A 26,175-nucleotide genomic window follows, 5' to 3' on the forward strand; every position below is an offset into this window, starting at 1 on the left:
ACTAGAATATTTACAAAAAAAAAGCAGCATGGAAAACCACACTGCTTTGTTAACTTTAAATAATCAGCTTAGGTTAAAGGTAAGTGATATCACCAATATTTAAGCTTTCTAGCTGAGACTTAATTTTAGCTACATCGCCAACAATAACCCAAGTTAGTTGACTCGGGTTAATTAAGCCTTTCGCTTCGTTGTGGATATCTTTAAGTTCAAGCGATTTTACTTTTTCGCCGTATTGCTCAAGATATTCAATTGTACGACCTTTGCTGTAAGCATCTGCCAATGCATTACGAAGACTGCGTTTTTTCTCGTAACTGCCAGGGATCTTAGCAACCTTGTTAGACACAACTTTGTTTAGCTCAGCTTCTTTTGCTAAATCAGACTTAATGTAACCGTTCAGTTCTTTCAAGATTTCTTGGATAGAATCTTTTGTTTTATCAGTCTGAACAGGGGCATACACGATAAATGGAGATTGAGCTTGTGCATTCATAAGCATACTACGAGCACCGTATGACCAACCTTTATCTTCACGTAGGTTCATATTGATACGTGATGTAAATGTACCACCTAAAATTGCGTTCATAACATCAAGTTTAATGTCCTGACCTGGTTTTAGGTTGTCGCGCGACTCGCCAAGTAGGCCGGCAATAATCAATGATTGCGGTGCCTCAGGCTTATCAAGTACAAAGATTTGGGCTTGTTCAGGCGCTGCAACTTGTTTGAATTGCTTTACAGGTTTTGCCGAATTAGGTGCTTTCCATTGGCCAAGTTGCGATTCAAGAGAAGCAGTTAAAGTATCTAGGTCAATATCACCAACTACAACCATACGTGCGTTATCAGGACGTAGCCATTTTCTTAAATGTGCTTCAATATCGGCTTTAGTGATTGCTTTAACATCTTCTTCAGTACCTGAACCTGTTAATGGTTGTGCGTATGGGTGGCTTTCACCATAAAGGAGTGGTGGAAGAATGCGGTAAGCATTTGTTTGCGGACGAGCTTGTTCTTGCTTAATGCCATCAAGTACTAATTTTCTTACACGCTCAATATCAGCGTCTTTTAATGCAGGGTTTTGTAAGATATCTGCGAACAGTGAAATACTCTTTTCCCAGTTAACAGAAAGTGTGCTTAAGGTCATAGATGAAGTATCTAAGCTTGCCCATGCACCTACTGACGCGCCAATCTTTTCTAGCTCAGCGGCTAATTGCAATGCATCTAAATTCGTCGTACCTTCATCTAGCATTGACATAGAGAAGTTAGCTAAACCAGATTTAGCTTCAATATCAGTCGCGAAACCAGAATCAAATTGTAAACTAAGTTCAACAGTCGGTGTATCTGAACGCTTTGCTAAGACAACTTCAAGGCCATTACTCAGCGTTGTAGTTTGCACTTCTGGTAAATCTAGTTTTGGTAGTGAATCAACACTTGGTACCTTTGAACGATCAGCGCCTTTTTCGTTAGCTGAATACTTTTCAAAAGGATTAATTGTTAAGATAAACTCACCATCAGTAAGCCATTTTTCAGCTGCTTGTTGTACATCTGAAACAGTAGCGTTAGCCTGAATTTCTTGTGATTTTTTATAAAAGCCAGGGTCATTATGATAGATAGAACCTGATGCTAAAACATCAGACTTACCACCAAAACCGCCTACACCTTCAACTCGCTTGATCCAACCAGAAGCATTTGCAAACTTAATGCGGTTTAGCTCTTCAGCGGTTGGACCTTCAGTGATTAAACGATTTAGTTCTTCATCAATGATGGCTTCAATCTCTGGTAGTTTGCTCTTATCTAACGCGTCAGCACCTAGAATAATCTGACCGGCTAGTACGCGCTGGAAGTTAAATGCAAATACACTAGATGCAAGTTGCTCTTGATAAACTAAGCGTTGGTAAAGACGACTGTTTTTACCAGAAGCAAGTACGTCAGCAAAAAGAGAAAGGTATTCAGAATCGGCAGTACCAAGCTCAGCCGTGTTCCATACTTTTAGAACACGTGACGCAGGAACGCGATCTTGCATCACCATACGCTTTTCGCCGCTACGCTTAGCAACCCATGCTTCCATCTGTGCAACAGGTTTACCTGGTTTAATGTCACCAAAGTACTTGTTTGCTTTTTCTTTTGCCGTTTCAACGTCAATGTCACCTGCAAGCACTAAAACAGCATTATTAGGGCCATAGTAGTCTTTAAACCATTGGTGTACGTCATCTAATGATGCAGCATTAAGATCATCCATTGAACCAATTACTGTCCACGAATAAGGGTGACCTTTAGGGAAAGTATTAACTGTAATCGCTTCCCACATTTTACCGTAAGGTTGACCTTCACTTTGACGCTTTTCGTTTTGTACAACGCCACGTTGTTCGTCTAACTTTTCTTGCGTGATTGCGCCTAGTAGGTGACCCATACGGTCAGACTCCATCCACAGCGCCATATCTAGTGCGGTAGTTGGTACGTTTTGGAAATAGTTAGTACGGTCACTATTTGTTGTGCCGTTCATCTCAGTCGCGCCAGCTCTTTCAAACGGACCAAAATATTCATCATCATAGTTTTCTGAACCATTGAACATTAAGTGTTCAAATAAGTGAGCAAAACCAGACTTGCCTTCTGGCTCATGCTTTGAGCCAACGTTATACCACACGTTAACAGCAACGATAGGGGCTTTACGATCTGTATGAACAACAACTTTTAAACCATTGTCTAAAGTAAAAGTATCGTAAGCAATATCGATACTTGGTAAGGCTTGTGTTGAACTTGCGACGACTGAATTTTGAGAAGAAGAGTTGGTTGTTGAGTTACAACCTGTCAAGGCAAGGCTTACAGCTAAAGCCAACGCCGATAACGCAGTTTTTTTCATTTTTATACGTCCATAATGTTTGTATATTATCGGTACATAGTTTAACACTTTAATTGAAACAAATAATTTAAGTTTGTAACTAAATGTAGCAAGTTATAGATGAAAAAAAACCCCTCGTATGAGGGGTTTTGGGTAACTCAGTGCATTAGCACTGGGAATGAGGTCGGTACATTAGTGTTGTTATTGTCGACACTGAATTAGAACTGCATTTCAGGGATATCGCCATCTACGATTAGCTTACCCGCTGTTTTGCTTATAATTTCATCAACAGTAACACCCGGCGCGCGTTCTAGCAAATAAAATGCGCCATCTTTAACTTCTAATACGGCAAGGTCAGTTACGATTTTTTTAACGCAATTAACACCAGTTAAAGGTAGCGAGCATTTCTCTAGTAATTTAGAGTCGCCATGTTTACTAGCATGGGTCATAGTAACGATGATGTTTTGTGCGCCGGCAACTAAATCCATCGCGCCACCCATGCCTTTGATTAATTTTTTCGGGATCATCCAAGAAGCAATATTACCTTCTTGGTCTACTTCAAATGCACCTAGAACCGTTAAGTCTACATGACCACCACGGATCATGGCAAAGCTTTCGGCACTATTAAAAATGGCGGCACCTGTCGCAGCTGTCACGGTTTCTTTACCCGCGTTGATCATATCTGCATCAACTTGCTCTTCAGTCGGGTATGGACCCATACCTAATAAGCCATTTTCTGACTGCAGCATAACTTCAATGCCATCAGGTACATAGTTAGCTACTAGGGTAGGAATACCAATACCTAAATTAACGTAATAACCGTCTTGAAGTTCTTGCGCAACACGCATTGCAACTTGTTCACGAGATAAAGCCATTGATATTCTCCTTACTTACTGGTTGTAATGCGTTCGATGCGTTTTTCAAAGTCGCCTTTGATAACACGGTTTACATAAATGCCTGGAGTATGAATTTGACTTGGTTCAAGTTCACCCGGCTCAACGATTTCTTCAACTTCAGCAACGGTAATTTTGCCCGCCGTTGCAGCCATAGGGTTGAAGTTCATTGCCGTATGGCGGAACACAAGATTGCCGTAACGGTCTGCTTTCCATGCTTTTACGATGGCAAATTCACCAGTGATTGATTCTTCAAGAATATAAGGACGGCCGTTGAACTCTTTAACTTCTTTACCTTCAGCAATCGGTGTACCGTAACCTGTTGCAGTATAGAAACCTGGAATACCTGCACCACCGGCACGCATTTTCTCAGCCAATGTACCTTGTGGTGTTAACTCAACGTCGATGATGCCGTCTAGTAATTGCTGTTCGAAAAGGGCGTTTTCACCTACATAAGAGGCGATGATTTTTTTGATCTGACGGTCTTGTAATAAAATACCTAAACCAAAGTCATCAACACCACAGTTGTTAGAGACAACAGTCAGTTCTTTGGTTTGTTGACGTTTAATTTCAGCAATTAAACCTTCAGGGATCCCACATAAACCAAAACCACCGGCGATGATGGTATCACCATCTTTTAAACCCGCCATTGCTTCGGCGTAGCTATTCACTACTTTATCAAAACCGGCCATAAGACCACTCCTAACTTTTGTTTGTCAAAAGAGCGTAAGCATTATGCTCACGCCACTATCATTGTTATTGTTCGCACTTCGCACGTAATGCTAAAGAAACTTTGCTGGCAGGGGGCTTATTTAAGGCATCACAGATAGCCCAACCTGCTTTGGCAAGCATTTCTAAATCAATTTGGGTACTTATGCCAAGCCCTTCAAGTAAGTAAATTACATCTTCAGTGGCAACATTTCCTGACGCACCTTGTGCATAAGGGCAACCACCCAGGCCTGCAACGGCACTGTCTATGGTACTAATGCCCATTTCTAGTGCCGTGTGGATATTGGCGATAGCTTGGCCGTAGGTATCGTGAAAGTGCACAGCCAGCTTGTCTAAAGGCAGTTCTTTAGTAAGCAAATCAAGTAGCTTTTTCACTTTACCTGGTGTACCAACGCCTATGGTGTCGCCTAAGCTTATCTCGTAACAGCCAAGAGCCAATAATTGTTTACACACATCAAGCACGGCTTCGGGATGCACATCGCCTTGATAAGGACAGCCAACCACACAACTGACATAACCACGCACTTTAACGTTATGCTGCTGAGCTAATTCAACCACAGGTTTAAAGCGTTCAATACTTTCTTCAATAGAGCAATTAATGTTCTTTTGAGTGAATGCTTCACTGGCAGCGGTAAAAATAGCGAACTCTTTAATGCCGCATTCAAGGGCGGCTTCTGCGCCTTTTAAGTTAGGCGTGAGCGCTGAAAGCTGCGCGTTTTCGGCAACAGACAAGCTTTTTATTACTTCAGCCGAGTCCGCCATTTGTGGCACCCATTTAGGCGATACAAACGCACCAGCCTCAAGATGAATAACGCCTGCATCAGATAGCCCATTTAGCAGGGCTATCTTTTGTTCTGTGGTGACTTTACTTTCATTTTGTAAGCCATCACGGGCACCCACTTCAACGATTTTGACCTGAGTTGGATACGCCATGTTATGCCTCCGCAGCTTCAACAATGGCAAGTAGGGCACCGTGACTTACTAATTCGCCTTCAGCAAAGCAATAGCTGGTAAGTGTGCCTGCAAATGGAGCGTTAAGCGTATACTCCATCTTCATGGCTTCAATAACAACGACTGCATCACCTTTAGCGACATCAGCACCCACTTCAACTAGGTGTTTGACAACCGTACCGTTTAGCGGCGCTGCTAATGGTGCTTCTTCATGCTCATGTTGGCTAATATAGTGTTTAGAGCGTAAATCAAAGGTACGCACAAATGCGCTGAACATCACCGTCACTTGCTCGTCGTTGACTAGTGCGCTGGCTTTATAGATGCGGCCATCCAGGTTGATGATTAACGATTCACCGATAAGAGATGCTGAAACTGCATGTTCGTTTCCATCCACCGTTAATTTAAAGCTTTTGTCTTGAACAAGTGCTTTAATGTTTAAGCCGTCAAAAGGTACAACCACAGAAGCAACTTGGTTTAACTTAAAGCCAAGGGCACTTTGCCAAGGTGATTTAGCCGCAGCAAAGTTCACTTGGTTTTGCTTATTTGCTAAATAAGCCGCAGCTGCAATCACTGATATCATTTCTTCAGGCGCATGCTCAACAGTTAATACATCAGTTTGTGTATCAATAAAGTGAGTATCTGGCGCGCCTGTGACAAAAGTATCGTGTCCCGATAGGTGATGTAAGAAAGCAATGTTCGATTTAACACCCGATAAATGCACTTCTTCTAGTGCGTGGTGAAGCTTTAACAATGCAGTTTTTCGATCCGCGCCATGCACAATTAACTTGGCGATCATAGGGTCGTAGAACGGACTGATCTCAGCACCTGATTGCACACCCGTATCAACACGTACGCCTTGGTTTTCAGCTGGGAATGATAAGTGTGTTAAAGTGCCTGAGTATGGCATAAAGTTTTCGGTTGGATCTTCGGCGTAAATACGTGCTTCGAAGCTATGGCCTGATAAAGTCACTTGCGCTTGTTTAAGAGGTAGCACTTCACCACTTGCGACACGGATTTGCCATTCAACAAGATCAAGGCCTGTGACCATTTCTGTAACTGGGTGTTCTACTTGCAGACGCGTGTTCATTTCCATGAAGAAGAACTCATCACCGCACAGTAAAAACTCAACTGTACCGGCACCGCGATAGTTAATCGCTTTAGCACAACGTACAGCAGCTTCACCCATTTCACGGCGAAGGTCGTCAGATAAACCTGGGGCAGGGGCTTCTTCGATTACTTTTTGGTGACGGCGTTGTAAAGAGCAATCGCGATCGCCTAAATAAACACAATTACCATGTTTATCTGCAAAGACTTGTACTTCAACGTGACGCGGCGTATCGACATAGCGTTCAAGTAATACTAAGTCGTTACCGAATCCTGCAAGTGCTTCACGTTTTGCGCCTTCTAACGCGCTCACAAACTCTGAAGCTTCACGTACAACACGCATGCCTTTACCACCACCGCCAAATGCAGCTTTGATAAGAACCGGATAACCTATTTTCTCTGCTTCAGCGGTTAAAAAGTCGACATCTTGGTTTTGACCATAGTAACCAGGCACAAGCGGTACATTGGCTTCAGCCATGATTTCTTTAGCACGAGTTTTTGAACCCATCGCTTCAATAGAGCTTGCCAGTGGCCCTAAGAAAGCAATACCTGATTCTTCACACTTTTGCGCAAAAATATCGTTCTCAGATAAAAAACCGTAGCCCGGGTGAATACAATCAGCACCAGCAAGCTTGGCGACTTCTAGAACTCTATCAGCAACCAAGTAAGAATCTTTACTCGGCGCAGGGCCAATATGGTAGGCTTCATCAGCCTGTTTAACATGCAGGGCATTGGCATCTGCATCGGAATAAACGGCAACGGTGCGCAAACCTAAGCGTTTAGCTGTTTTCATAACGCGGCAGGCAATTTCACCACGGTTCGCAATTAGAATTTTCTTTAACATAGTAATGGCCTTATTGCTTTGCGGCGGTTTGCCAATTTGGCGCACGTTTATCGAAAAATGCATTTAAGCCTTCTTGGCCTTCTTCACTTACTCTGATTTCAGCAATGCGTTTTGCCGTATGAAGGATCAGGTCTGCATCAATGTCTTGATTAGCCACTTCATTAATTAATGACTTTGCTGATTTAACAGCAGCAGGGCCGTTGTTCAGTAATAGTTCAACAAACTGGTCTTGTGCAGCAGTTAGGTCATCATTAATTTCATGAATTAAGCCCATATCCAGCGCTTTTTCAGCCATAAACATTTCGGCCGTTAAAAAGTAGCGACGGGCTTGGCGCTCACCGATAGCTTTAATGACATACGGGCTAATAACCGCAGGAATAAGACCAAGCTTAGCTTCACTTAAACAGAATTTAGCGTTGCAAGTCGCAACTGCGATGTCGCAACAGGCGATTAAACCCAGTGCACCACCAAATGCAGCTCCTTGCACTAAACACAGAGTCGGGTGAGGGCTGCTAGCCAGCACATGCATTAACTTTGCAAGTTGCTCGGAATCTGCGACGTTTTCATCGTAATTATTCCCCGCCATTGATTTCATCCAACCAAGGTCGGCACCTGCAGAAAAGTGTTTACCTTCGGTTTTTAAAACCAAAGCACGGATATCAAGGCTATTTGCATGCTCAATACATTGGATCAGCTCGTTGATCACATGCGAGTCAAAGGCGTTATGTTTTTCAGGGCGACTTAGTTCTAAAATCGCCACTTTTGTTTTTGTTATATTTAAAGTGACCGACATAGTGCGCTCCTTACATTCTGAAAATGCCAAACTTAGATTCTTGCTTAGGCGCATTTGCTGCGGCCTCAAGGGCAAGACCTAAAACAGTACGAGTATCAGCTGGGTCAATGATGCCGTCGTCCCATAAACGGGCGCTTGCATAATAAGGGTGACCTTGCTCTTCATATTGCGCAACAATTGGCTTTTTGAACTCAGCAACTTCTTCGTCAGTCATGCTTAAACCTTTACGTGCAAGACCATCTTGACGTACTTGCGTAAGCACACCTGCTGCTTGTTCACCGCCCATCACTGAAATACGCGCGTTTGGCCACATCCACATCATGGTAGGCTCATAAGCTCGACCACACATGCCATAGTTACCTGCGCCGTATGAGCCGCCAATTAATACTGTAAATTTAGGCACGTCAGCACAAGATACAGCGGTTACCATTTTGGCACCGTGTTTGGCGATACCTTCGGCTTCGTATTTTTGACCCACCATAAAGCCAGTGATGTTTTGTAAAAACAGCAAAGGAATATCGCGCTGTGCACATAATTGAATAAAGTGTGCACCTTTTTGTGCCGACTCAGAGAATAAGATACCGTTGTTGGCAACAATCCCTACTGGGTGACCGTAGATTTCAGCAAAGCCAGTAACAAGGGTTTCACCAAAGTAGCGCTTGAATTCGTCAAATTGTGAATCATCAACAATACGTGCAATTACTTCACGTACATCGAATGGTTTTTTAAGATCCGTACCGACAATGCCATAAACTTCACGAATATCATAACGTGGTGGTTTAATGTCTTTTAGGATGGGCGCAGTAGGGCGTTGATGGTTTAAACGGGCAACACACTGACGAGCAATCGATAGGGCATGTTCGTCGTTTTCTGCATAGTGATCGGCAACACCTGACGTTTTACAATGCACATCTGCACCGCCTAAATCTTCGGCTGATACTTCTTCACCTGTTGCAGCTTTTACCAATGGTGGACCAGCTAAGAAAATTGTGCCTTGCTCTTTTACGATAATGCTTTCATCTGCCATTGCTGGTACATATGCACCACCTGCGGTACATAATCCCATTACCACAGCAATTTGTGGAATGCCTTTAGCGGACATGCGCGCCTGATTATAGAAGATTCGACCGAAATGCAGTTTGTCTGGAAATACTTCGTCTTGTTCAGGTAAGTTTGCGCCGCCCGAATCAACCAAATAAATACAAGGTAGATGACAACGCTCTGCGATTTCTTGCGCGCGTAAATGTTTTTTAACAGTCAGTGGGAAGTAAGTGCCGCCTTTTACGGTTGCATCGTTACCGACAATCATACATTCAACGCCTTGAACTCGGCCGATACCAGCAACCACACCTGCACAAGGTATATCTTGTTCGTAAACGCCAAACGCAGCAAATTGAGAGATTTCTAGAAAAGGAGAGCCTTCATCAAGAAGGGTATTGATACGGTCACGAACAAACATTTTTCCGCGACTTTCATGACGAGCGATAAGAGCTTCACCACCGCCTTGTGCAAGTTGAGCAACTTTGTCGTTTAAATCTGCAACCAGTGAAGCCATAGCTTCACTGTTTGCTTTAAACTGACTGTCATGCACATTAATAGATGAGTTTAAAACAGTCATGGTGTGTCCTTAGCGGCTTTCTGTGAATAGTTCACGACCAATTAGCATACGGCGAATTTCAGACGTACCTGCACCAATTTCATAGAGTTTGGCATCACGTAATAAACGGCCAGTGGCATATTCGTTGATGTAACCGTTACCACCTAGAATTTGAATAGCATCTAGTGCAAGCTTTGTTGCTAGCTCTGCAGCATATAAAATGGCACCCGCGGCATCTTTACGGGTTGTTTCACCACGGTCACAAGCTTTAGCTACCGTGTATACGTATGAACGCGCGGCATTCATTTGCGTATACATGTCAGCAACTTTACCTTGAATTAATTGGAACTCACCGATTGATTTGTTGAACTGTTTACGCTCGTGAATATAAGGTACGACAATGTCCATACACGCTTGCATGATACCTAGTGGGCCACCGGCAAGCACAACACGCTCATAATCAAGACCACTCATGAGCACCTTAACGCCTTCGTTTAGAGTGCCTAGAATGTTTTCTTCTGGTACTTCACAGTCTTCAAAAACCAGCTCACAGGTGTTTGAACCACGCATACCTAATTTATCAAGCTTTTGTGCGGTTGAAAAACCAGGGAAGTCTTTTTCAATGATGAAGGCTGTGATCCCTCTAGAACCAGCTTCTAAATCCGTCTTTGCATAAACAACTAAAACATCTGCATCAGGACCGTTAGTGATCCACATTTTATTGCCGTTAAGAATGTACTTGTCACCTTTCTTTTCAGCTTTTAGTTTCATAGAAACAACATCAGAACCCGCATTTGGTTCACTCATAGCTAGAGCGCCAATGTGTTCGCCGCTGATTAGCTTAGGTAGATACTTTTGTTTTTGCGCGTCGTTACCGTTGCGGTTAATTTGGTTCACACACAGGTTAGAGTGAGCGCCATAGCTTAAACCGATAGAGGCACTTGCACGGCTGATTTCTTCAATCGCAATAACGTGCTCTAGGTAGCCCATATTTGCACCACCAAACTCTTCAGGTACGGTAATACCTAATAAGCCCATCTCCCCGAATTGTGGCCAAAGTTGATTTGGGAATGCATTGTCTAAATCAGTTTTCTCAGCAAGTGGTGCAATTTCAGCACTTGCAAAGCTATTAACATGATCACGGATCATGTCAGCTGTTTCACCTAATCCAAAGTTTAATTCTTTATATAAAGATACAGTGCTCATCTTGGTTATCCTGTGTGAGAGTTATTATAAATTTAATTAGTCTTCGTGCTCATCAAGTTCTTTAAGGGTGTCGCGACAACGACGTTCTGCGGTAACAAGTTCCATCAGAACCACCTTAATGTCATCCATTTGTTGACTTAAATCAGCTTTCTTTTCTTCTATTAGCGCCAACATAGTGGTGAGCTGTTTCGCACTTGATTTATCGGCATCGTAAAGTTCAAACAATCTGCCAGTTTCAGCCAGAGTGAAGCCTAAACGCTTGCCGCGTAAGATAAGTTTTAGACGTACTTTGTCTCGTTTTGAATAAATGCGGGTTTGACCATTTCGCTCAGGCGAAATTAATCCCTGATCTTCATAAAAACGAATAGAACGGGTGGTAATGTCAAATTCCTTAGCCAATTCGCTAATAGAGAATGTAGGTTCGTTAAGGTTATCTTGCATAATTGTTTAACACTTACTTCAAAACAGATTAGACCAATATAAGTGAAGTTTACGTAAAGGTAAAGTTGCGTTTTGGGGAATGTAATAGTGAGTGTTAACAAAAAGTGTGAATATCTAATGCAGTTCTAAATAAATAAACCGCCTTTTCGCAGTTTCTAGCAGTATTGGCAAGGAAAACGTGCAACTTAAGTTTACAGTTTAAGTCAACGCAATTAACTTGATTTTAGATTTACGTTGGCGTAAACGTAAATATTAGGTATGCTCAAATCATCATTTTGAAACAAACAAGCAAGAAGCTTGTGAACAGGAGTTTAACATGAGTAACGAAGCAGTTGTAATCGTAGCAGCAAAACGTACCCCTATGGGTGGCTTTATGGGTGCACTTTCAGGCGCAAGCGCAACAGAGCTTGGCGCAACTGCAATCAAAAGCGTTATGAGCGAAACAGGGCTTACGGACGCATCAATTGATGAAGTGATCATGGGTTGTGTATTACCGGCAGGTCTTGGTCAAGCACCAGCACGTCAAGCTATGTTACATGCAGGTCTAGCACGTTCAACTGGCGCAACAACTATTAACAAAGTATGTGGTTCAGGTTTAAAAGCAGCTATGCTTGCTCATGACCTAATTAAAGCGGGCAGCATTTCATCTGCAGTCGCAGGCGGCATGGAAAGCATGACTAACTCACCGTATTTCATTCCAAAAGCGCGTGGCGGTATGCGTATGGGTCATGGTGAGATTAAAGATCACATGATGGCTGATGGTCTTGAAGATGCTTACGACAACAAAGCGATGGGTTGTTTTGCACAAGCAACCGCGGATGATTATGGCATCACGCGTGAAGAAATGGATGAGTTTGCGCTTAGCTCTCTAAGTAAAGCAAATGAAGCGATTGAAAACGGCAGCTTCAACAACGAAGTAGTCCCTCATGTTTTAAAAACGCGTAAAGGCGACGTTGAAGTAGCCATTGACGAGCAACCAGGTAATGCGCGTCCTGATAAAATTCCAGGTCTTCGCCCTGCGTTCAAAAAAGACGGCACAATTACTGCGGCTAACTCTTCTTCAATCTCAGATGGTGCAGCAGCATTGATTCTGATGAGCGAATCAGAAGCGAAGAAGCAAGGTTTAACACCGCTTTGTAAAGTGGTTGCTCACGCGACACACTCGCAAGCGCCAGCAGAATTTACGGTTGCGCCAGTTGGTGCAATGAACACGCTACTTGAAAAAGCGGGCTGGGACAAAGCTGACGTAGATTTATGGGAAATCAACGAAGCATTTGCCATGGTGACTATGCTAGCAATCAAAGAGCTAGGTCTTGAGCAAAGCAAAGTTAACGTTAATGGTGGTGCATGTGCCCTTGGTCACCCAATCGGTGCAAGTGGTGCGCGTATCCTAGTTACTCTAATTCATGCCCTACGTAATCGCGGCCTTTCAAAAGGTGTTGCATCACTGTGTATCGGTGGTGGTGAAGCGGTTGCACTGGCTGTCGAAGTTTAATCACACCAAGTTGTAGGCACCGTATAAATAATATAACAGCGGTGCCTTTTTTCTATTTACCAGGGGAGGAGTGCAAATGCACCAAGTACCTTTATACATCAACGGCGAGTTCACTCAATCATCATCAGAGCAATGGATTGATGTTGTTAATCCAGCAAACCAAGAAGTACTTGCAAAAGTACCTTGTGCGACAGAGCAAGAAGTAAAAGCAGCGATTGATTCTGCACAAGAAGCATTTAAAACTTGGCGCAACGTGCCAGTACCAGAGCGTGCTCGTATTATGATGAAATACGCTGCACTTTTAAAAGAGCACCAAGAAGAAATCGCGACCATTATTTGTCATGAATTAGGTAAGACGTTCGAAGACGCAAAAGGCGATGTATGGCGTGGTATTGAAGTGGTCGAGCAAGCTGCAAATGCCCCTGCAATGATGATGGGCGAAACTGTTGAAAACGTTGCCCGAAACATTGATACGTATTCTTACACACAGCCTCTAGGTGTGTGTGCAGGTATTACCCCATTTAACTTCCCTGCTATGATCCCACTTTGGATGTTCCCAATGGCGATTGTATGCGGTAACACTTTTGTTCTTAAGCCTTCAGAGCAAGATCCGCTAACACCAATGCGTTTAGTTGAGCTATTCGAAGAAGCGGGTGCACCAAAAGGCGTACTACAAGTTGTACACGGTACAAAAGACCAAGTTGACCAAATTCTAGAAGCACCAGAAATCAAAGCGGTTTCTTTTGTTGGTTCTTGTAATGTTGGCCATTACATTTACAGCAAAGGCACACAGCACAAAAAACGTGTTCAAGCGTGCGTTGGCGCTAAAAACCACATGGTGATCATGCCAGATGCGTCAAAAGCGCAAACAGTGAATAACCTAGTTGGTGCATCAGTAGGTGCTGGTGGCCAGCGTTGTATGGGTATTTCAGTGGCTGTTTTTGTTGGCTCATCAAAAGAGTGGGTAGAAGACATCAAAAAAGGTTTTGAAGGCGTACGTCCAGGTCTTTGGAACGACCCTGAAGCGGCTTATGGCCCGCAAACAACACCACAAGCTAAGCAACGTATTCTTTCACTTATTCAAAGCGGTAAAGATCAAGGTGCAACCTGTTTAGTTGATGGTTCAGACTATACTGTTGAAGGCTATGAAGCTGGTAACTGGGTTGGCCCGACGCTATTTACAGATGTGACTGAAGAGATGGAAATTTACAAAGAAGAAATCTTTGGCCCAGTTTTAAGCTGTGTATTCGTTGACACGCTAGACGAAGCAATCGCACTAATTAACCGTAACCCATATGGTAACGGTACATCTTTATTTACAGCAAGTGGTGCAGCCGCGCGTAAATTCCAACAGCAAATCGAAGTAGGTCAAGTAGGTATTAATATTCCAATTCCTGTGCCACTGCCTTTCTTCTCATTCACAGGTTGGAAAAACTCTTTCTACGGTGACCAGCATACCTACGGTAAGCAAGGTGTGCGTTTCTACACAGAAACGAAAACGGTGACTTCACGTTGGTTTGATGATGAGGTCGTGACTGGCCCGAATATGAGCATCAACCTACGTTAATCCTTTCTATTCAATTTTTATAATAACAATGTGAGCCGACATGATCGGCTCACCTTTGACAACAAGAGGTCTTTTATGGACTTTAATCTAAATGAAGATCAACAGGCATTTGCCGAAACAGCATATCAATTCGCAATGAGTGAACTAGCGCCAAACGCTGCGCTGTGGGACCGCGAACATATTTTCCCTAAAGACGTGATTAAAAAAGCCGGTGAACTAGGCTTTTGTGGTTTATACACGCCAGAAGAGGCAGGTGGCCTTGGTTTATCACGTTTAGATTCAAGCATTATTTTTGAACAGCTTGCTATGGGCTGTACAGCAACAACCGCCATGCTAACAATCCACAACATGGCAACTTGGATGATCGCAAGCTTTGGTACAGATGCAGTTAAAGAACAATATATCGACCAACTAGTGATGGGTGAATTGTTAGCATCATACTGTTTAACTGAGCCAGGTTCAGGCTCTGATGCCGCATCGCTTAAAACCAAAGCTGATAAAGATGGCGACAGCTATGTACTGAACGGCTCGAAAATGTTTATCTCAGGTGCCGGTGAAACTGACGTACTTGTGGTAATGGCGCGTACTGGCGAAGCGGGGCCGAAAGGCATTTCTGCGTTTGTTGTACCAGCTGATGCTGAAGGTGTTTCGTACGGTAAAGCCGAAGAAAAAATGGGTTGGAATGCACAACCTACACGTCTTGTAACCCTTGAAAACGTGCGTATTCCTGCTGCAAACCTAATGGGTGCAGAGGGCGAAGGCTTTAAGTTTGCGATGCAAGGTCTGGACGGTGGTCGTATTAACATCGCAACATGTTCAATCGGTACTGCGCAGCAAGCGCTTAACACAGCTAAGCAATATATGACTGAGCGTGAACAGTTCGGTAAACCCCTTGCGGCATTCCAAGCACTACAGTTCAAGATTGCTGACATGAATACTGAACTTGTTGCTGCGCGTCAAATGGTACGCCTTGCGGCATTTAAACTAGATACCAACGACAGCGAAAAAACCACTTACTGTGCAATGGCAAAACGATTTGCTACTGATGTTGGTTTTAAAGTATGTGACGACGCATTACAAATTCATGGTGGTTACGGTTACATCAAAGAATATCCATTAGAGCGTCATGTTCGTGATGTACGAGTTCACCAAATTCTTGAAGGCACCAATGAGATCATGCGCGTGATCATCGGCCGTCGTATTTTAGCTGAAGGCGCGCCAAGCGTATTGTAATAAGGAAACCAAAATGACTGCACAACTTAAATTAGAAAAGCAGGGTAACATCGCGGTAGTAACAATGAGCAACCCGCCTGCGAATACATGGACACGCGATACCTTGGTCGGTTTAAAGAATCTTGTAATCGAGTTAAATCAAGATAAAGAAATTTACGCTTTAGTGATCACAGGTGAGGGTGAGAAATTCTTCTCAGCTGGTGCCGACTTAAACGTTTTTGCAGACGGCGACAAAGGAGTGGCTGCTGACATGTCTCGTGTATTCGGTGAAGCGTTCGAAACCTTGAGCGATTTTAGAGGTGTTTCGATTGCGGCTATCAATGGCTTTGCAATGGGCGGCGGCCTTGAAGTGGCATTGGCTTGTGATATTCGTATTGCTGAAAACCAAGCGCAAATGGCGTTACCAGAAGCTAAAGTTGGTTTATTACCTTGTGCTGGTGGTACGCAAAACCTATCGTGGCTTGTTGGTGAAGGTTGGGCTAAGCGTATGATCTTATGTGGTGAACGTCTAAAAGCTGACAAAGCACAACAAATTGGCTTAGTTGAAGAAGTAGTTGAAACTGGTGAAGCATTGAATGCGGCACTTGCTCTAGCAGAGAAAGTAGCAGACCAAAGTCCAGTAGCAGTGACGGCATGTAAAGCGCTTATCCAAAAAGGTCGTACAGGCACAATCAACAGTGCACTTCCGCTAGAGCGTGAACTATTTGTTACCTTGTTTGATACGCAAGACCAAAAAGAAGGCGTTAATGCGTTCTTAGAAAAACGTAAACCAAACTGGGTGAACGGCTAATGGCAAAATTACAGTTATTAAACCAAGCAGATGCGCCAGTCGTATTTGAGTTGGCTGACTGTGATAATGGCAAAAAGGTGGCGTTTGCCACCTTAAACGTGCCAAAAGCACTGAATGCACTCAACTTGGATATGATCCGTTTGTTAGTGCCTCAGCTAACCGAATGGGCAAATGACGATGCCATCGCCTTGGTGGTTTTAAAGGGGCATGGTGAAAAAGCGTTTTGCGCCGGTGGCGATGTAGTCAGCTTATACAAAGCAATGGCTGCAAATGATGGCAATAACCACATCGAAACCTTCTTCAGCGAAGAATATACACTTGATTACCAAATCCACACTTATGAAAAGCCAATCTTACTTTGGGGTAACGGTATCATCATGGGGGGCGGCTTAGGTCTAATGGCAGGCGCAAGTCACCGAGTTGTGACAGAAACAGCCCGTATTGCCATGCCTGAGATAACAATTGGTTTATACCCAGATGTCGGTGGTAGCTATTTCTTGAATAAGATGCCAGCGGGTGTGGGTTTATTCTTAGGCCTGACAGGCGCGTCAATCAATGCCAAAGACGCTCAATTTGTTGGTCTGGCAGATCATTTTGTGAATGCCGAGCTCTACGGTGAAGTGTTAGCAAGCTTACTAGGTACAGATTGGAAAAACAGCGCTGAACATAATCATGGCTTACTTTCTGATGTGTTGCATTCACTACAAAACCTATCGATTAACGAGCCTGCAAGTGAAATTGAACCACTACAATCTGTGATAGCAGAGCTTGAGAATAAAGATACCTTAGAGTCGCAAATTGATGTCATCTTGTCTCTTGATGCGACGGATAACAAATGGCTATCTCGCGCACAAAAATCGCTTCAGCATGGTTCACCTTTAAGTGCAAAACTCGTCAGCGAACAGTTGAAGCGCGCAAAAGATTTGAGTTTAGCAGATTGCTTTAGACTAGAGCTTGGTATGTCAGTGGCTTCGGGTGAATTCGGTGAATTTAAAGAAGGTGTTCGTGCATTATTAATCGATAAAGATGGCGCACCTAACTGGCAGTTTGAAAATACCCAGAGTGTAACAGATGACGCGATTAACGTTTTCTTCGAAGCGCGTTGGTCAGAACACCCTCTTCAAGGTTTGTAAGGAATGTAACAATGGCAAAAATTGGATTTATTGGTTTAGGAAATATGGGTGGCCCAATGGCCATAAACTTAGTTAAAGCTGGTCACGAAGTACGCGTTTTTGATTTAAGCCCAGACGCAATCGCAACCCTTGTAGAAGCCGGTGCAACAGCTGTAAACGCGGTAGAAGAAGTCTGTGAGAATGCTGATTTTGTTGTCAGTATGTTACCTGCAGGCAAGCATGTAAAAGCGATTTACACTGGCGAAAATGGCCTAGTTAACCATTTGAACAAAAACACCTTAGTCATTGATTGTTCAACAATTGATGCCGAATCAGCACAATTCGTTGGTAAAGCACTAGGCGAAGCAGGTATTAAATTTGTAGATGCGCCGGTCTCTGGTGGTGTTGCTGGTGCAGCTGCTGGTACGCTAACCTTCATTGTGGGTGGTTCAACGGCTTGTTTTGAATTGGCAAATACGATACTTCCTACCATGGGTAAAAATATTTATCATGCAGGTGACATTGGTGCAGGGCAAGTTGCGAAGATCTGTAACAATATGCTGTTAAGTATACTCATGGCAGGGACCAGTGAAGCGCTACAGATGGGTATAGACCATGGTCTAGATCCAAAAGTACTGAGTGAGATTATGCTTAACAGCTCAGGTCGTAACTGGACGTTAGAGCTTTATAATCCTTGTCCAGATGTACTTGAGAATGTTCCGAGTTCAAATGGCTACAAGCCGGGCTTTATGGTGGACTTAATGGCCAAAGATTTAGGTTTAGCTCAGCAAGCTGCGCAACAAACTAACTCGGCAACACCTATGGGCGCATTGGCGAAAAACCTTTACAACTTGATGCAAAATCAAGGCAAAGGTGCCGAAGACTTTAGCGCAATCTTCAAACTTTATAGTGAAAAATAGACTGCATTATGGACATTAAGAATAAAACAGTTGTCATTACTGGTGGCGCGCAAGGCTTAGGTTTTGCGATGGCGACGCAAATGGCTGAATTAGGCGCTAACCTAGCTTTAATCGATATGCAAGACGAAGTATTGGCAGAAGCAAAAGCTGAATTGGTTAAGCTCGATGTTAAAGTTGAAACGTATGTGGCTAACGTGAGTGTCGAGGCTGACGTTGAAACGGTTTTCAACAACATCGTCGGTGATTTCGGTGCCGTACACGTACTCATTAATAACGCTGGCATACTCCGCGATGGTCTGCTGTTAAAAGCAAAAGATGGCGTAGTGACTGCGAAAATGGAATTATCACAATTCCAATCTGTTATTGATGTTAATCTCACTGGTGTTTTCCTGTGCGGCCGAGAAGCAGCTGCAAAAATGGTTGAAAGCGGTGAAGGTGGTGTCATTGTTAATATGTCGAGCGTTGCACGTGCGGGTAATATGGGTCAAACCAACTACGCAGCTGCTAAAGCAGGTGTAGTTGCCATGACAACAACATGGGCAAAAGAACTGGGTCGTTTTGGTATCCGTGTTGGTGCAATTGCACCGGGTGTTATTAGTACTAAAATGACTGATGCGATGAAACCTGAAGCGAAAGAGCGTTTGGTTAAGATGAAACCAGTCGGTCGCTTGGGCGAAGCAGAAGAAATTGCCCATACAGCAAAATACATCATTGAAAATGACTTTTTCACAGGTCGTGTCGTTGAAGTTGATGGCGGTATTCGACTTTAAAGATTGACTTTATCAAGGCTTTGCACCATGCAAAGTCTTTTTTTTTACTCAAATTTTTTCCAATTTTCTCAGCTGTTTACTATCTTTTAAGTACATACTTCCGCTCCATGGACTGATAGTCATGTTTGATGACTTAATTAATAACTTAAAAATTAAAACCAAAATCACACTCCTCAGTGTTATCCCAACTTTTTTTGTTTTAATTAGCTTTATTTATTTGGTTTTTTCTCAATTTATAAATTATAAAGAAGCATCTCGATTAGAATCTTATGTTAATGCAGTTCGCGTATTAGATAATACTGCACATAATTTTGCCGTAGAGCGCGGTCTAACAGCTGGTTTTCTTGCCTCGGGCGGTAACGGAAAAGAAAAGGTCCTTGCACAGAGAAAAAAAGCGGATATTGCTAAAAACCAACTTTTCAAACTTGCAGAAGCTCAGCTTGATGACTTCCCTAAATCTACTCAACTTATTATTAACGATTTACTCAAGCAGTTTGAAGCATTAGATATAGTTCGAACTAAGGTCGACCAACTAGATAAACAGTCAGGTGCTTTTGGATTTTATTCTAAAGCTAATAAGTTTGCGCTTGATGCAGCAAGTACTTTTGCAAATTATACAGACGACGCACATGCGACCAAAAGTATGAAGAGCTTAATAGCCATTCTTTGGATGAAAGAGCGCGCAGGTCAAGAGCGTGGACTTTTAAATGGCGTTTTTAATCGCGGTAAGATTTTGTTACCTCAACTTGCTAGTTTATCTTTATTTCAAGGTGACCAACTTCAACAAGTAGATTTTATTAAGCAATTACTTGATCCTAAATTATTTCAGTCAGAATTTTCAGAGCTAAACAACCTTGATGAACAAATACTGCCATACCGTACATTTATCTCAGAACAACTCAGTAGCGGTAATTTAGTTTTTTCAGGGCGCGATAATTCAAACTGGTTTGCTGATGCAACAAGCAGAATAAAGTCGATTAAAGGCATTGCGGATAAAAAATCGCATTTAATCAGTCAATATGCGCAATCTACCAAAACAAAAGCCATGTCATTTCTAATTATTTCTTTAGTTAGCTGTTTGATTATTATTTATTTAATTGTCAGTTTTGCATCGAGAGTCGCGAAAAGTTTAAATGATGGCTTGCAAAACCTCAGTGGGTTTATTAATCGAGTAAACCAAGATTTTGATTTTTCCAAATCTATTTGTTCTGACCTTAACGATGAGGTTGGTCAAGCGACACGGTCATTTAATAGTTTTTTACAAGAGTTAAATGCGGTAAATAGCGAAATTCAGTCTGTAATGAGCCGAGTTTCAAATGGTGATTTTAGTCATAGAGTAACTTACCCGTGTAAAGGCGACATGTCTGTTCTAAAAGAAGGCGTTAATAACAGTAGTAATACGCTTGATTTTACCATGAATGCGCTAGATGCAGTTATGAATGGGCTTGCTGAAGGAGATTTTACAGTTCGAATGTCACCAAGTGTAAAAGGGCCACTAAGGGCTAAAGTCGATAGTTCAATTGAAACGATAGATAGTGCCATTAAAGAAATCGGCAAAAGTATGGAACAACTGCAAAACGGTAATTTTTCGGGTCGTATTTTATCTGAACAACAGGGCGCTTTGAATGATTTAAAAGAGTCATTTAATGTAAGCATGTCATCGCTTGAAAGTGCAATGAATGAAATTTCAGACTCGTTAGTGTCTCAAAAAAATGGTGAATTTAATAAGAGACTTGAAGGTAATTACAGTGGTCGCTTGTTACAACTTAAAAATACATTTAACGAATCATCAGAGAACTTACAACTATTTGTTTCCGATATTGAAGGCCTATTTGGTCACTTACAAGTGGGAGAATATTCATCTCGAATAACAAATGAGTATTCAGGCCGATTGGCTTCACTTCAGAAAAATGTAAATTCATCATTAGAAAATTTAGAAAATGCCATTCTAAACATCGTTCAAGTTTCAGTACATCAAAGTGAAGGGGTTTTAAGCTCCCGTGTTGTTGGAGAGTACTCAGGACATTTAGAAAAATTACAACGCGCGATGAACCTTTCAAGTGAAAGGGTTGAGGAGGTATTAAATGAGTTATCAGGGGTTGTCGAAAGTATAAAATCTGGGAATTTTGATAAACAAATTCGAGGTGACATGCATGGACAATACGCCACTTTAAAAGCTGATATGAATGAAATGCTCCAATTATTAAATAGTGCGATGGAAGAAATTCAAACATCATCAGAGTTACAACAAAAAGGTGCCTTATATCACCAAATAGATAAATCCTTTCCTGGAGACTTAAACAAAATTTGTACTGCAATTAATGCATCATCAAGTGAGCTTAAAAGTGTTTTCACTGATGTGATTAAATCAGCAAATCATACCCTTGCATTATGTACCGACCAAAAACAATTTGCAGTGGATATTTCGAAAAGAAGCACTGAACAAGCAGTCGCCCTTGAGCAAATTGCCGCTTCTATGGAACAAATGGCGTCAAGCGTAAATGAAACAGCAGATCAAAGCCTGGTTGTTACAAAACGAATGCAAGACTCGAAGCAAATTGCTGAAGATGCCATGGAGGTGATGAAAGGATCTTTGGATGTAACACAAAGTATGCGAGATTCTAGCCGAGAGATTGCTTAAATTACGGTTATGATTGATGAGATTGCATTTCAAACAAATCTGCTTGCCCTGAATGCTTCCGTTGAGGCTGCAAGAGCTGGCGAGCAGGGGAAAGGTTTTTCTGTGGTGGCAAGCGAAGTGCGAGAACTTGCTCAGCGCTCTGCTGACGCAGCAAAAAAAATCAAAGAGTTAGTCTCTGAGAATATTGATAAAGTTGAAATTAGTTTTAATAGCTCACAAGACTCACATCAGCGTCTAGAAAATATTCAATATAATATTTCTGAAGTAAATAGCATGATGCATAATTTAAATGACGCCACTAGACAGCAAAGCACCAGTATTAGTGAGGTTAATTCGGCGGTTAGTAACCTTGATAGGTCTACGCAACAAAATACCTCTATGCTTGAACAAATGTCTCAAGATATGTCGAAGCTTGAAGGGTCAACAAAAGAAGTCAGCAACCGATTAAGTTTTTTCAAATTAAAACAAGAGCAATAAGAAGGTGATTGCTTGAGAGTTGCATTATTACCCAATGTATTATTCATATACTTGCTGAGTTCTGTTCAGGCTTATGCAAAAGAGTCATTAAGATATAACCTAGCAGCTTCTGAGTCTTGGTATCCATACTACATACCAGATAAAGACAAACCCGGTATTTTAGGTGAATTAATTCCACTTATTTTAGATAAAGCAAACATTCATGGTATTGAGTTACGGTTTCCGCCGAAGAGAACCATCTATGCAATGGATAATGGCCTACTTGATTTTGACGTTGTTTCACCTGTTTGGTTTCCAGGCGGTGATGCTGGTGAACAGTTTGTATTTTCACACAAGTTGTTTGGTATTGAAGAGTATTACGCGAGCCTAGATGGAACTCAACTTGGACCAATGGTTTATAAAGAAGAAGTTGGAACCATATTAGGATATTACTATTTCGATGATAATACTTTCACACGTATCGACTTCGCTTCAGAAAAAGAGCTTGTTCTAGCATTACATAAGAATAGGGTGGAACGTATTTTAATTGGTGATTTACCTGCGAAATACTGGGCAAACAAATTGAGTGTATCAATTCGCCTTGATCAGCTTCATACCAAAGGTGAGCTTAAAATCAGGTTGAACAAGTCAAAGATTCACTTATTGCCATTATTAAATAAAGCCATTTCAGAGCTTCAACAATCAGGGAAAATTAACAAAGTAGTAAGCAAATACACGGTCAGCCAAAAATAAAGGTGTTGTTTAGTTTAATTAAACAACACCTACACTAAACACAAGATTAAGCGTTATAGCTTATGTGTTGGAAAAAGCGCACATTGAGTGCTTGTCTTTGAGCCGACAATTCTAATGTCTGTGATAAACCTCTGATCATAGATTCGACATTATTCATAAACTTGCCATATCCGACATCTTTATTATCACTGGCTTTGGCAACCACAACAAAATGTAACGTATCTACCAACTGGTCTTTATCCCAATGGGCTTTGTATTGTGTTTCTTCAGAGCAAATATCAAAGCTTAACTTTTGCAGTTCACTATTTTGTGCAGACTTATCAATTTTACTATTTCTGACCAGTGGTAACCGACCATCTGCGATGAAAGCGGCCTGGCTGATCTGCTTATAGCCACATGCACTGAAAAACTTATCTTCAATAAATGAATAAAATTGAGTGTAATGTTCGTCTTCGAGCAAATGTTGAAATTGTGTTTTTAAAGCACGCGTCACTGGAATGTTAAAAGTGACATAGGTCATTTCAGTGTGTTCGGCTGGAATTTCACATTTTCTAGCTTCATAACGTGGATATAAACTTCTTAATTTATAACCATATGTTTCTTTATGCCCTTTAATGCGAGCAAATAAATCGTAAGTTAAATGCTGGTGGTCTCTTATCTTAAAAGCATCTTCGACGCCCAAGTTTACTTTTAAATCATGTAGTGTCTTTTGAACTTTATTATGAAAATTTGCAGCATTTGCTCTAAGCTCGTCACCTGTTGCTAAAAACAGAAGGCGTACTTTTTTTGCTCTAACACCTTGTTGCCAATAAGACTTATGTGCTTCATGGTATTTGGGGTTGTAGAAAAACAACATTTGCTTCTCTGTTTGTAGGCAATATGACTCTTCATGAAAACGTGTAATAGGCAACTTATCGTTGGCAATCATATGAACGTTGTACAAGCCATTTTCTTCACAGGCTAAAAATAACTTTCGCGCAATGCGCTCATAACAACTATCAATGTTGTCAAAGCTTGATACAAACTCATCGCTTGGTTTGAACTCAGCTAAAATGTACTGGTTATTTCTTGCGTTTGTTGGAATATAAACTCGGTTAGAACTGCTAGATGCCATTATCTTAAATCCTTGGTAATCAATCTGTGGCGAACATTAACGAGTTTTCATGAAAGATTTATTGCGTTAGGACAATATTTGCGACAATTGTCACAATTTTGAACGGAAAGATAAATCTAGCCGAGTTTATACAAATAATAAGCTCTAGCATCTGTTAGTTCTTAATTGTTTTTGTAATAATGCGGCATGTATAAGAATGCTTGATTCAGAGGAATGCATATCTATGGCGGAAACAGAAAATCGCCCAACTAACTTTATTCGAAATATCATTGATGCTGATTTAGCAAGTGGCAAGCATCAATCTACGCATACACGTTTTCCACCTGAGCCAAATGGTTTTCTACACATTGGCCATGCGAAATCTATTTGTTTAAACTTCGGCATTGCTCAAGATTACCAAGGTTTATGTAACTTACGTTTTGATGACACAAACCCAGAAAAAGAAGATATCAACTACGTTAAGTCGATTCAAGAAGACGTATCTTGGTTAGGTTTTAACTGGGATGGTGAAATTTGCTATTCATCTAATTACTTCGATAAGCTTCATGGCTATGCAGTGGAACTTATTGAAAAAGGTTTGGCGTATGTATGTTTCTTATCGCCTGATGAAGCACGTGAATATCGCGGCACATTAACTGAGCCAGGTAAAAATAGTCCGTACAGAGACACATCAGTTGAAGAAAACTTAGCTTTATTCGAAAAAATGCGTAAAGGTGAGTTCAAAGAGGGCGAATGTGTTCTTAGAGCTAAGATTGATATGGCTAGCTCATTCATGGTGCTACGTGACCCTATCATCTACCGAATCCGCTTTGCACATCACCATCAAACAGGTGATAAGTGGTGCATTTACCCTATGTATGACTTCACTCATTGTATTTCTGATGCGTTAGAAGGCATTACACATTCACTATGTACGCTTGAGTTCCAAGATAATCGCCGTCTTTATGACTGGGTTTTAGATAACATCTCTCTAGAGTGTCATCCACAACAGATCGAATTTTCTCGCTTAAACCTTGAATACACGGTTATGTCAAAGCGTAAGCTAAATGATTTAGTTGTTGAGAATCATGTTGATGGTTGGGACGACCCACGCATGCCTACTATTGCAGGTCTTCGTCGTCGGGGTTACACACCTGCTTCTATTCGTGAGTTCTGTAAGCGTATCGGTATCACTAAGCAAGATAACATGGTTGAAATGGGCATGTTAGAAGCCTGTATTCGTGATGACCTAAACAATAACGCACCACGTGCGATGGCAGTTATCGACCCTGTACGTATTGTGATAGAAAATTTCGAAGAAGGTAAAGTTGAGCAGTTAGTTGCACCAAACCATCCTTCAGAAGAATCTATGGGCACCCGTGAATTACCATTTACTAAAGAGTTATTCATTGAGCGTGAAGACTTCCGCATTGAAGCGAATAAGAAGTTCAAGCGTCTAGTACTTGGCAAGGAAGTACGCTTACGCAATGCTTATGTTATTAAAGCTGAACGTATTGAAGAAGATGCTGAGGGTAATATCACAACTATTTTCTGTAGTTATGATCCAGATACACTGGGCAAAAACCCAGCTGATGGCCGTAAAGTAAAAGGTGTTATTCACTGGGTATCAGCAACTCATTGTGTTGAAGCTGAAGTACGTCAGTATGACAGATTGTTCAATGTACCAAACCCAGCTGCAGCTGAGTCGTTTGTTGAAACCCTTAACCCTGACTCACTCACTGTGATTAAGTCAGCTAAACTTGAGCCGTCTTTAGCTCAAGCAGCCGTTGAGCAAGGCTTCCAATTTGAGCGTTTAGGGTATTATTGCCGCGACAATAAAGAAGAGGGTCTTGTATTCAACCAAACGGTTGGTTTAAGAGATTCTTGGGCTAAAATAGAACAAGCTTAATCTTCAATTTAAAAGGCCGATTTATCGGCCTTTTTTGATCAAAATAACAAT

21 protein-coding genes are annotated in these 26,175 nt (G+C 41.8%); 11 read left to right on the forward strand and 10 right to left on the reverse strand.

What is annotated here, in order from left to right:
- Positions 1 to 73 precede the first annotated feature (73 nt).
- The 9 genes from ABMY35_RS12995 to ABMY35_RS13035 all read right to left on the reverse strand — a co-directional run bounded on the left by ABMY35_RS12995 (position 74) and on the right by ABMY35_RS13035 (position 11,385).
- Positions 74 to 2,848 carry a pitrilysin family protein gene (locus ABMY35_RS12995; protein ID WP_349286576.1) on the reverse strand — a complete coding sequence of 925 codons (2,775 nt, stop codon included), beginning with the start codon at positions 2,846 to 2,848 and terminating at the stop codon, positions 74 to 76.
- 197 nt (positions 2,849 to 3,045) lie between these two features.
- On the reverse strand, positions 3,046 to 3,702 hold the full coding sequence (locus ABMY35_RS13000) for a CoA transferase subunit B (RefSeq protein ID WP_349286577.1): 657 nt from the start codon (positions 3,700 to 3,702) through the stop codon (positions 3,046 to 3,048).
- Between the two features lie 11 nt (positions 3,703 to 3,713).
- Positions 3,714 to 4,412: a CoA transferase subunit A gene (locus ABMY35_RS13005; protein ID WP_349286578.1), complete on the reverse strand. Its 699-nt coding sequence runs from the start codon at positions 4,410 to 4,412 to the stop codon at positions 3,714 to 3,716.
- A 64-nt stretch (positions 4,413 to 4,476) separates the two neighbouring features.
- Entirely contained in the window at positions 4,477 to 5,382 is a 906-nt protein-coding gene (locus ABMY35_RS13010; protein ID WP_349286579.1) for a hydroxymethylglutaryl-CoA lyase, read from the reverse strand.
- 1 nt (position 5,383) lies between these two features.
- Positions 5,384 to 7,348, reverse strand: a complete 1,965-nt coding sequence (locus ABMY35_RS13015) for an acetyl/propionyl/methylcrotonyl-CoA carboxylase subunit alpha (RefSeq protein WP_349286689.1) — start codon at positions 7,346 to 7,348, stop codon at positions 5,384 to 5,386.
- A gap of 10 nt (positions 7,349 to 7,358) precedes the next feature.
- On the reverse strand, positions 7,359 to 8,141 hold the full coding sequence (locus tag ABMY35_RS13020; protein ID WP_349286580.1) for an enoyl-CoA hydratase-related protein: 783 nt from the start codon (positions 8,139 to 8,141) through the stop codon (positions 7,359 to 7,361).
- Positions 8,142 to 8,151: 10 nt separating this feature from the next.
- Positions 8,152 to 9,759: a carboxyl transferase domain-containing protein gene (locus ABMY35_RS13025; RefSeq protein ID WP_349286581.1), complete on the reverse strand. Its 1,608-nt coding sequence runs from the start codon at positions 9,757 to 9,759 to the stop codon at positions 8,152 to 8,154.
- 9 nt (positions 9,760 to 9,768) lie between these two features.
- Entirely contained in the window at positions 9,769 to 10,944 is a 1,176-nt protein-coding gene (locus tag ABMY35_RS13030; RefSeq protein WP_349286582.1) for an isovaleryl-CoA dehydrogenase, read from the reverse strand.
- A 36-nt stretch (positions 10,945 to 10,980) separates the two neighbouring features.
- Positions 10,981 to 11,385, reverse strand: a complete 405-nt coding sequence (locus ABMY35_RS13035; RefSeq protein ID WP_058029868.1) for a MerR family DNA-binding transcriptional regulator — start codon at positions 11,383 to 11,385, stop codon at positions 10,981 to 10,983.
- Between the two features lie 316 nt (positions 11,386 to 11,701).
- Here ABMY35_RS13035 and ABMY35_RS13040 point away from each other — a divergent pair, with 316 nt between their 5' ends.
- The 10 genes from ABMY35_RS13040 to ABMY35_RS13085 all read left to right on the forward strand — a co-directional run bounded on the left by ABMY35_RS13040 (position 11,702) and on the right by ABMY35_RS13085 (position 23,122).
- Entirely contained in the window at positions 11,702 to 12,880 is a 1,179-nt protein-coding gene (locus ABMY35_RS13040; protein ID WP_058029867.1) for an acetyl-CoA C-acyltransferase, read from the forward strand.
- 76 nt (positions 12,881 to 12,956) lie between these two features.
- Positions 12,957 to 14,447: a CoA-acylating methylmalonate-semialdehyde dehydrogenase gene (locus tag ABMY35_RS13045; protein ID WP_349286583.1), complete on the forward strand. Its 1,491-nt coding sequence runs from the start codon at positions 12,957 to 12,959 to the stop codon at positions 14,445 to 14,447.
- 75 nt (positions 14,448 to 14,522) lie between these two features.
- A complete protein-coding gene (locus ABMY35_RS13050) occupies positions 14,523 to 15,680 on the forward strand; it encodes an acyl-CoA dehydrogenase family protein (RefSeq protein WP_349286584.1) in 1,158 nt (385 codons plus the stop codon).
- Positions 15,681 to 15,693: 13 nt separating this feature from the next.
- Complete coding sequence (locus ABMY35_RS13055) at positions 15,694 to 16,470, forward strand: enoyl-CoA hydratase (protein ID WP_349286585.1); 777 nt, start codon at positions 15,694 to 15,696, stop codon at positions 16,468 to 16,470.
- On the forward strand, positions 16,470 to 17,603 hold the full coding sequence (locus tag ABMY35_RS13060; RefSeq protein ID WP_349286586.1) for an enoyl-CoA hydratase/isomerase family protein: 1,134 nt from the start codon (positions 16,470 to 16,472) through the stop codon (positions 17,601 to 17,603). The genes ABMY35_RS13055 and ABMY35_RS13060 overlap by 1 nt, the downstream gene beginning before the upstream one ends.
- Positions 17,604 to 17,614: 11 nt before the next feature.
- Positions 17,615 to 18,502 carry a 3-hydroxyisobutyrate dehydrogenase gene (gene mmsB, locus ABMY35_RS13065; protein WP_349286587.1) on the forward strand — a complete coding sequence of 296 codons (888 nt, stop codon included), beginning with the start codon at positions 17,615 to 17,617 and terminating at the stop codon, positions 18,500 to 18,502.
- Positions 18,503 to 18,510: 8 nt separating this feature from the next.
- Entirely contained in the window at positions 18,511 to 19,272 is a 762-nt protein-coding gene (locus ABMY35_RS13070) for an SDR family oxidoreductase (RefSeq protein WP_349286588.1), read from the forward strand.
- A 121-nt stretch (positions 19,273 to 19,393) separates the two neighbouring features.
- On the forward strand, positions 19,394 to 21,913 hold the full coding sequence (locus ABMY35_RS13075) for a methyl-accepting chemotaxis protein (RefSeq protein ID WP_349286589.1): 2,520 nt from the start codon (positions 19,394 to 19,396) through the stop codon (positions 21,911 to 21,913).
- Positions 21,914 to 21,922: 9 nt separating this feature from the next.
- Positions 21,923 to 22,390, forward strand: a complete 468-nt coding sequence (locus ABMY35_RS13080) for a methyl-accepting chemotaxis protein (RefSeq protein WP_349286590.1) — start codon at positions 21,923 to 21,925, stop codon at positions 22,388 to 22,390.
- Positions 22,391 to 22,402: 12 nt separating this feature from the next.
- Positions 22,403 to 23,122, forward strand: coding sequence for an ABC transporter substrate-binding protein (locus tag ABMY35_RS13085; RefSeq protein WP_349286591.1), 720 nt, complete (start codon positions 22,403 to 22,405; stop codon positions 23,120 to 23,122).
- Positions 23,123 to 23,168: 46 nt separating this feature from the next.
- Here ABMY35_RS13085 and ABMY35_RS13090 read toward each other — a convergent pair whose 3' ends face one another.
- A complete protein-coding gene (locus ABMY35_RS13090; protein WP_349286592.1) occupies positions 23,169 to 24,236 on the reverse strand; it encodes a DUF3083 family protein in 1,068 nt (355 codons plus the stop codon).
- 223 nt (positions 24,237 to 24,459) lie between these two features.
- Here ABMY35_RS13090 and glnS point away from each other — a divergent pair, with 223 nt between their 5' ends.
- On the forward strand, positions 24,460 to 26,124 hold the full coding sequence (glnS, locus tag ABMY35_RS13095; protein ID WP_349286593.1) for a glutamine--tRNA ligase: 1,665 nt from the start codon (positions 24,460 to 24,462) through the stop codon (positions 26,122 to 26,124).
- Positions 26,125 to 26,175 lie beyond the last annotated feature (51 nt).

This window comes from Pseudoalteromonas sp. BZB3 (genome assembly GCF_040104455.1).
GTDB lineage: Bacteria > Pseudomonadota > Gammaproteobacteria > Enterobacterales > Alteromonadaceae > Pseudoalteromonas.

Bases quoted from the DNA above. Each gene is read 5' to 3' on its own strand.
- ABMY35_RS13010 (WP_349286579.1), bottom strand. From the start codon at position 5,382: ATGGCGTATCCAACTCAGGTCAAAATCGTTGAAGTGGGTGCCCGTGAT.
- ABMY35_RS13005 (WP_349286578.1), bottom strand. From the start codon at position 4,412: ATGGCCGGTTTTGATAAAGTAGTGAATAGCTACGCCGAAGCAATGGCG.
- ABMY35_RS12995 (WP_349286576.1), bottom strand. From the start codon at position 2,848: ATGAAAAAAACTGCGTTATCGGCGTTGGCTTTAGCTGTAAGCCTTGCC.
- ABMY35_RS13055 (WP_349286585.1), top strand. From the start codon at position 15,694: ATGACTGCACAACTTAAATTAGAAAAGCAGGGTAACATCGCGGTAGTA.
- ABMY35_RS13045 (WP_349286583.1), top strand. From the start codon at position 12,957: ATGCACCAAGTACCTTTATACATCAACGGCGAGTTCACTCAATCATCA.
- ABMY35_RS13015 (WP_349286689.1), bottom strand. From the start codon at position 7,348: ATGTTAAAGAAAATTCTAATTGCGAACCGTGGTGAAATTGCCTGCCGC.
- glnS (WP_349286593.1), top strand. From the start codon at position 24,460: ATGGCGGAAACAGAAAATCGCCCAACTAACTTTATTCGAAATATCATT.
- ABMY35_RS13000 (WP_349286577.1), bottom strand. From the start codon at position 3,702: ATGGCTTTATCTCGTGAACAAGTTGCAATGCGTGTTGCGCAAGAACTT.
- ABMY35_RS13080 (WP_349286590.1), top strand. From the start codon at position 21,923: ATGATTGATGAGATTGCATTTCAAACAAATCTGCTTGCCCTGAATGCT.
- ABMY35_RS13030 (WP_349286582.1), bottom strand. From the start codon at position 10,944: ATGAGCACTGTATCTTTATATAAAGAATTAAACTTTGGATTAGGTGAA.
- mmsB (WP_349286587.1), top strand. From the start codon at position 17,615: ATGGCAAAAATTGGATTTATTGGTTTAGGAAATATGGGTGGCCCAATG.
- ABMY35_RS13050 (WP_349286584.1), top strand. From the start codon at position 14,523: ATGGACTTTAATCTAAATGAAGATCAACAGGCATTTGCCGAAACAGCA.
- ABMY35_RS13040 (WP_058029867.1), top strand. From the start codon at position 11,702: ATGAGTAACGAAGCAGTTGTAATCGTAGCAGCAAAACGTACCCCTATG.
- ABMY35_RS13060 (WP_349286586.1), top strand. From the start codon at position 16,470: ATGGCAAAATTACAGTTATTAAACCAAGCAGATGCGCCAGTCGTATTT.
- ABMY35_RS13075 (WP_349286589.1), top strand. From the start codon at position 19,394: ATGTTTGATGACTTAATTAATAACTTAAAAATTAAAACCAAAATCACA.
- ABMY35_RS13025 (WP_349286581.1), bottom strand. From the start codon at position 9,759: ATGACTGTTTTAAACTCATCTATTAATGTGCATGACAGTCAGTTTAAA.
- ABMY35_RS13070 (WP_349286588.1), top strand. From the start codon at position 18,511: ATGGACATTAAGAATAAAACAGTTGTCATTACTGGTGGCGCGCAAGGC.
- ABMY35_RS13020 (WP_349286580.1), bottom strand. From the start codon at position 8,141: ATGTCGGTCACTTTAAATATAACAAAAACAAAAGTGGCGATTTTAGAA.
- ABMY35_RS13090 (WP_349286592.1), bottom strand. From the start codon at position 24,236: ATGGCATCTAGCAGTTCTAACCGAGTTTATATTCCAACAAACGCAAGA.
- ABMY35_RS13035 (WP_058029868.1), bottom strand. From the start codon at position 11,385: ATGCAAGATAACCTTAACGAACCTACATTCTCTATTAGCGAATTGGCT.